We start from the raw sequence: 6,234 nt of genomic DNA on the forward strand, positions 1-6,234 counted from the left end.
CCGCGCTTTGCGCCGCTGCCGGGCAGGAACGGACGGGAGCGGGGCAGCGGTAAAATCCGTAGGGCGGATGCGCGGTCGCCCGAATGAGCGCAGCGATATGCGGGAAGGTGAAGCGGTGAGTAGGATGGGTTGAGCGCAGCGAAACCCATCACGATCAGCGGACGGAATGCGATGGGTTTCGCAAGGGCTCAACCCATCCTACGAGCTACGAGCTCAACCCATCCTACGGGCTAAATCGGCACAGTGTCACCATCTGGCTCTCTCAAAGAAAGCAAGAGGCGCTCCCGGTCAATTTTATCCGTTGAATAGGTGAGTGTGCTCCTTTCGCGTATACGTGCAACGTAACGCTTGCCGAGCAACATTTCAGTCTGCTGGGAAAAGTCGGGTGCAAGATGGCCTCGATAATCTCCCGCATTGGGGGCGACAAAATGGAATGAACCGCTCCCCAGGTCGCCACCTAGCAGAACGCCAGCCACCTCGATGTCTTCAATCTTTTCATCAGAAGTTGCGTCAATGATTCCAACGATCCTCTCCATTCGATTGCGTTCGATGATCTCGCCAAGTTGACGACCGTCGGAGCGAGTCCATCTCACATCAGCTGCAAACCCCCCTTTAAGGTTTGCCTCTGACCATTCATGAAGACGCTTTACGACGGCGTTTCCTAAATTCTTGGCGACATCCCGAACGTCGTTTTGGTCATGTATACCCATCACTTGGTAAAGGGCATCGATCGAATCATCAAAAGTCCCGCTTAACAAATCTCGCGAACCTTGGCGCAGGAGAACTACCCCAAGCGAACCGCTATATGAGTAGCCAAACTCAAGAATGCTTTCTTCCCAAGCATTGTTTCCGATAGCCATGTTAGATTTGATGCCGTTTCGTTTCGCATCATAGATCTGACTGAAGAGATTTTGATACTTGAGCATCGAAGCTGAGATGTATGGGAGCGCATAATTATCCGAGGCTTCGGCAACCAGCCGATAGGTACAAACCTCAACGTGGGTGCGCTCCGAGAACTTAAACAACGAATCTTGACTTTGCATTGCGACCTTACGCATCGCCGCTAGGTTGAGCTGCAGCGAACGATCATGCGGGGCGCGCGAAATTGCTTCTTCAAGCCTTGATACTAAGGCGAAGGCTTTCCGGGCGCGCTCAACGACAGATGCGATTTCCGACATCCGTTTCCCACAATCTCAAAACGGCATACCCTTTGAGGTACACCTGCGCATGTTCAAGCCCGTACCCCTCAATTAGGCTCTCAAGGTCAAGTCCAAAGCCTCGATAAGGGTGCTCCCGAGGGTAAGTCGTGACGGCAATGCTGTCCACAAGTGGGATTTGACTAGTGTTTAGCGCCTCAACCACTTGATGCTGCGCATCGTCTAGAGCGTCAAATACGTCCACATTCAATGAGACAATGATATCAATGTCATCCGGTTCTGGCTTTTCGGTAAAGAAACTGCCGTCAGCGAACACATCGCACCGAATGTGGGCTCTTAGAAGGTCTTGGATCACGCCTTCGAGAGCGTAGAACAACTTTTCACGGCAAAGCCGAGCAGGGCCGGGGAACGGTGCTACGCACAGCGCCTTAACGGCTTGCAAACTCATGGCGTGCCTACCGGGCGCCAGAAGAGGCGGATAGTCGAATTTTACCGACACGGCAACGCGAGATCCCCGAGACCCGGCTTAATGCCTACCACTAATTGCGGGGCTAAGGGAACTCGCCTTAAGGAGCGCGGCTCGTTAATAGGAAGAAAATCCTTGACACCGCATCCCGCCCTGCTATCATCCCGCCATCCCACCTCATCGAGGGGCGTTTCCTAGGACGCTTCGAGGCGCGGGGTGGGAGGCGGCGCCTGCGGGCGCGGGGAGGACGTCTCCCTGCGCACTCGGGACGCCCTGGGTCGCCGTCCGGCTCCACTAGGAGAGTCTGCCACTTGCTGGTTGGCTGGACGCGGTGCAGGTGAACGGCGGGAAACCGCCGGGATCGGCGGTGCGGAGTGCATCGCGCCTGCACCCGGAAGCACGGCCCCGGGGCGAAAAATCGCCGCGGTGGAGCGTCGAAAGGCGTTTGCCGCGCCGCTGATCGCCGACGTCTCGGCGCTCGCGTCGCGGCCCACTCACAAGGCGCGCCTTTCGGCGCTCCGCCTCCCTCAAGGGAGGTCTGCAAGAAAAGCCAGCACCCATCTTGATCGCGCGGCGGGGCGCCGGATGCACAGCCGTGCCCGCAACAATCGCCGCGATCATCAGCGCCAAGCGAAGGAGCGACCATGACACGACGTCCGCCGAAACGCTTCGAGACCGCGGCGATGCGCGCCGAGCGGCTCGCCCAACAGGCCGCAGCCGCGGCGCCCGATCCGCTGTACCAGCACTGCCTCAGCGCGGTGCGTCGCGGCATGTCGGAATATTCCGGCGGCGCGCGGCGCTGCCGGATGAAAGCCTGCAAGCGGGCGCGGGCCTGCGTCAGCGACAGCTTCGCGTGTCTGGCGATGCTGCGCCGGCCGGTGCTGCCCTGGCTCGAGCAACACATCGCCGTCGACGGCATGGTGCAGTTCTATCAGGATCGCGCGGAGCAGGAGGCGGAGTGACGTGGGCCGCAGCGCCGCTGCGACGGCAGCCTGCTCCCTCGCCCCGCTCTTGCGGGGAGAGGGGTGGGGTGAGGAGCGGCGAGCCGCCTATTCCTCGTCTTCGTCCTCGGGCTTCTTGCCGCCGATGGTCTTCAGCTTGGCGAACACCGCGTCGACGTCGAGGTCGTCGCTGCTCTTCTCGGCGCTCTCCAGCTCGGCGTCCTTGCGGGTGGTTTCCGAGGCTGGCAGCAGCGTGGCACCGCCGTAAGCCTGGTCGGTCGGCTTTTCCTTGGCGGCGCGCTGCACCTCGAAATCGAGTTCGATCTGCGAGCACAGCCCGAGCGTCACCGGGTCCATCGGGGTCAGCGTCGAGGCGTTCCAATGGGTGCGGTCGCGAATCGACGCAATCGTGGTCTTGGTGGTGCCGACGAGGCGCATGATCTGCGCGTCCTTCAGCTCGGGATGGTTGCGCACCAGCCACAGGATCGCGCTCGGCCGCTCGTGGCGGCGCGACACCGGGGTGTAGCGCGGGCCCTTCTTCTTGGCGGCGGGCGGCAGCGTCACCCGGCTTTCGCCGAGCTTCAGCCGGTAGTCGGGGTCGCTCTCGCCCTTGGCGATCTCGTCGCGGGTGAGCTGGCCGGTGGAAATCGGGTCCATGCCTTTGATGCCCTGGGCGGCGTCGCCGTCGGCGATGGCGCGGATCTCGAGCGGGTGCATCTTGGTGAAATCGGCGACCTGGTCGAACGACAGCGCGGTATTGTCGACCAGCCACACGGCGGTTGCCTTCGGCATCAACGGCGCGTTGCTCATGGCACATCTCCTTTGCGCTTCGCCCACCTCTTTTCGGAGGCGAAGCCGTCGGTCATCAGCGATGACGGGAATTCCCGCCTATATAAGCCTCAGCGGGCGGCTCGCGCAATGGCTTGCTGTTCGCCCTTGACAGCGCCGCAAAGCCGCCCCAAGTCCAGGGCATTCATGTCCTTACCCGAAACGCCAATTGGCGCCGACCGCTGCCGATCCTATGGTGCGGTAAAATCAGCCCCGGATCGCTCAGATGCAGCCTAAACCGCCCCTGAAAATCCTGCTTTGTTCGCCGCGCGGGTTCTGCGCCGGCGTGGTGCGCGCGATCGACACCGTGGAGCGGGCCTTGTCGCTGTACGGCGCCCCGGTCTATGTCCGCCACGAGATCGTGCACAACCGTTACGTGGTCGACAGCCTGCGCGCCAAGGGCGCGATCTTCGTCGAGGAACTGGCGGAAATCCCGCAGACCCAGGCCCCGGTGGTGTTCTCCGCCCATGGCGTGCCGAAGTCGGTTCCCGAAGAATCGCTGCAGCGCAATTTCTTCTCGCTCGACGCCACCTGTCCGTTGGTCACCAAGGTGCACCGCGAGGCGGCGATCCATTTCAAGCGCGGCCGCGAGATTTTGCTGATCGGGCATTCGCACCATCCGGAAGTGGTCGGCACGCTCGGCCAGTTGCCGGCCGGCGCGGTGTCGCTGATCGAGACCGCGGCGGATGCCGCGGCCTATCAGCCGAAGGACCCCGACAACCTGGCTTTCGTCACCCAGACCACGCTGTCGATCGATGACACCGCGGGCATCGTGGCGATCCTGCGGCAGCGCTTCCCGAACATCTCCGGGCCGCACAAGGAAGACATCTGCTACGCCACCACCAACCGCCAGGCCGCGGTGAAGAAGGTGGCGCCGATCGTCGACGCCATGATCGTGGTCGGCGCGCCGAATTCGTCGAATTCGCAGCGGCTGCGCGAGGTCGCCGAGCGCGAAGGCTGCAAGATCGCGGTGTTGGCGCAGCGCGCCGGCGACATCGACTGGACGCTGTTCCAGGGCATCACCAGCCTCGGCCTCACCGCCGGGGCCTCCGCCCCGGAGGTCATCGTCGAGGAGATCATGGGCGCCTTCGCCGAACATTACGAGCTGCGCGTCGAGACGGTGTCGGCCGCCGAAGAGAACGAGTTCTTCCCGCTGCCCCGCGCGCTGCGGCCCGACGCGGCCGAGTAGCATGGCGGTCTATACCGACGTCGCCGCCGACGAGCTGGCGGAGTTTTTGCGCGGCTACGACATCGGCGAATTGCTGTCCTACAAGGGCATCGCCGAGGGCGTCGAGAACTCCAACTACCTGCTGCACACCTCCAAGGGCTCGTTCATCCTCACGCTGTACGAAAAGCGCGTCGCCAGCGAGGACCTGCCGTATTTCCTGTCGCTGATGAGCCATCTGGCTGAGCGCGGCATCCGCTGCCCGCAGCCGGAAAAGAGCCGCAGCGGCGCGGTGTTCGGCGCCCTGATGGGGCGGCCGGCGGCGATCATCAATTTCCTCGAAGGGGTGTGGCCGCGGCGGCCCAACGTCGCGCAATGCGGCGCGGTCGGCGAGGGGCTCGCCAAGATGCATCTGGCCGGGCAGGATTTTCCGCTGCAGCGCGCCAATCCGCTGTCGGTCGGCGGCTGGCGGGCGCTGTTCGAACAGTCGGCGGCCGGCGCCGATCCGCTGCAGCACGGGCTGCACGCGCTGCTGCATGCCGAACTCGATTATCTCGAACACGCCTGGCCGAAGCATCTACCGGAGGGCGTGATCCATGCTGATTTGTTCCCCGACAACGCCTTCTTCCTCGGCGACACGCTGTCCGGCATCATCGACTTCCCGTTCGCCTGCAACGACATCCTGGCCTACGACGTCGCGATCTGCCTGAACGCCTGGTGCTTCGAGCCGGATCATGCCTTCAACGTCACCAAGGCGCGCGCGTTTCTCAACGGCTATTCCCGCGAACGGCCGCTGACCGCCGCGGAACAAGACAAGCTGCCGCTGCTGGCGCGCGGCGCCGCGTTGCGCTTTTTGCTGACGCGCCTCGTCGATTCGCTGAACGTGCCGGCCGGCGCGCTGGTGCGGCCGAAGGATCCGCTGGAATACGCCCGCAAGCTGCGCTTCCACCAGAGCGTCGACAGCATCCGCGACTACGGCGTCACCGCCTCGGGGGTGGTGGCGTGAGCGAAGCGAAGTCCGAACCCAAGACGGTGATCATTCACACCGACGGCGCCTGTTCGGGCAATCCCGGTCCGGGCGGCTGGGGCGCGATCCTGAAATTCGGCGAGATTGAGAAAGAACTCAAAGGCGGCGAGCCGCACACGACCAACAACCGGATGGAACTGATGGCGGCGATCTCGGCGCTGGAATCGCTGAAGCGGCCGTGCACGGTCGATCTCTACACCGACAGCCAATACGTCAAGAACGGCATCGGCAGCTGGATCCACAACTGGAAGCGCAACGGCTGGAAGACCGCCGACAAGAAGCCGGTCAAGAACGTCGACCTGTGGCAGCGGCTCGACGCCGCGCTGAAGACCCACACCATTCGCTGGCACTGGGTCAAAGGCCACGCCGGCCACGACGAAAACGAGCGCGCCGATCAATTGGCCCGCGACGGCCTGATCGAGAACAAGGTGAAGTCGAGGCTGGGATAAACCCTCTCCCCGCTTGCGGGGAGAGGGTGGCTCACGCGCGCGAAGCGCGTGTGAGTCGGGTGAGGGGGCGTCTCCGCGAGGTCGGACTCGATGAGACGCGGGGGGCCCCCCCCCGGGGGGGGGGGGGGGGCCCCCGCGCCCCGCCCCCCCCCCCGGGGGGGGGGGGGCGTGTGCCGCCCGCGCGCGCGGGGTGGCCGGCCG

Annotated in this window: 7 protein-coding genes; 4 read left to right on the forward strand and 3 right to left on the reverse strand. The window is 63.6% G+C overall.

Annotated features, from left to right (window positions below; translation table 11 throughout):
• Positions 1–230: 230 nt before the first annotated feature.
• Both HNR60_RS09215 and HNR60_RS09220 read right to left on the reverse strand, forming a co-directional pair.
• Positions 231–1,178, reverse strand: a complete 948-nt coding sequence (locus HNR60_RS09215) for a hypothetical protein (protein ID WP_184256632.1) — start codon at positions 1,176–1,178, stop codon at positions 231–233.
• The gene (locus HNR60_RS09220; RefSeq protein WP_430694900.1) at positions 1,153–1,656 is read right to left on the reverse strand and encodes a DUF6932 family protein; all 504 of its coding nucleotides are present in this window, start codon (positions 1,654–1,656) and stop codon (positions 1,153–1,155) included. Before HNR60_RS09220 ends, HNR60_RS09215 begins: the two co-directional genes overlap by 26 nt.
• 611 nt (positions 1,657–2,267) lie before the next feature.
• On the opposite strand from HNR60_RS09220, the gene HNR60_RS09225 reads away from it, so the two are divergent.
• Positions 2,268–2,585: a hypothetical protein gene (locus HNR60_RS09225; RefSeq protein WP_184256636.1), complete on the forward strand. Its 318-nt coding sequence runs from the start codon at positions 2,268–2,270 to the stop codon at positions 2,583–2,585.
• 87 nt (positions 2,586–2,672) lie between these two features.
• On the opposite strand, the gene HNR60_RS09230 is transcribed toward HNR60_RS09225, so the two are convergent.
• Positions 2,673–3,374, reverse strand: coding sequence for a DUF1013 domain-containing protein (locus HNR60_RS09230; RefSeq protein ID WP_184256637.1), 702 nt, complete (start codon positions 3,372–3,374; stop codon positions 2,673–2,675).
• Positions 3,375–3,618: 244 nt separating this feature from the next.
• On the opposite strand from HNR60_RS09230, the gene ispH reads away from it, so the two are divergent.
• The 3 genes from ispH to rnhA are packed head-to-tail and all read left to right on the forward strand — an operon-like array spanning position 3,619 to position 6,033.
• Positions 3,619–4,581: a 4-hydroxy-3-methylbut-2-enyl diphosphate reductase gene (ispH, locus tag HNR60_RS09235; RefSeq protein ID WP_184256639.1), complete on the forward strand. Its 963-nt coding sequence runs from the start codon at positions 3,619–3,621 to the stop codon at positions 4,579–4,581.
• A gap of 1 nt (position 4,582) precedes the next feature.
• Positions 4,583–5,563, forward strand: coding sequence for a homoserine kinase (locus HNR60_RS09240; RefSeq protein ID WP_184256641.1), 981 nt, complete (start codon positions 4,583–4,585; stop codon positions 5,561–5,563).
• Complete coding sequence (gene rnhA, locus HNR60_RS09245; protein WP_184256643.1) at positions 5,560–6,033, forward strand: ribonuclease HI; 474 nt, start codon at positions 5,560–5,562, stop codon at positions 6,031–6,033. The genes HNR60_RS09240 and rnhA overlap by 4 nt, the downstream gene beginning before the upstream one ends.
• The last annotated feature ends 201 nt before the right edge of the window (positions 6,034–6,234 follow it).

The sequence above is a fragment of the Rhodopseudomonas rhenobacensis genome (assembly GCF_014203125.1).
Classification (GTDB): domain Bacteria; phylum Pseudomonadota; class Alphaproteobacteria; order Rhizobiales; family Xanthobacteraceae; genus Rhodopseudomonas_A; species Rhodopseudomonas_A rhenobacensis.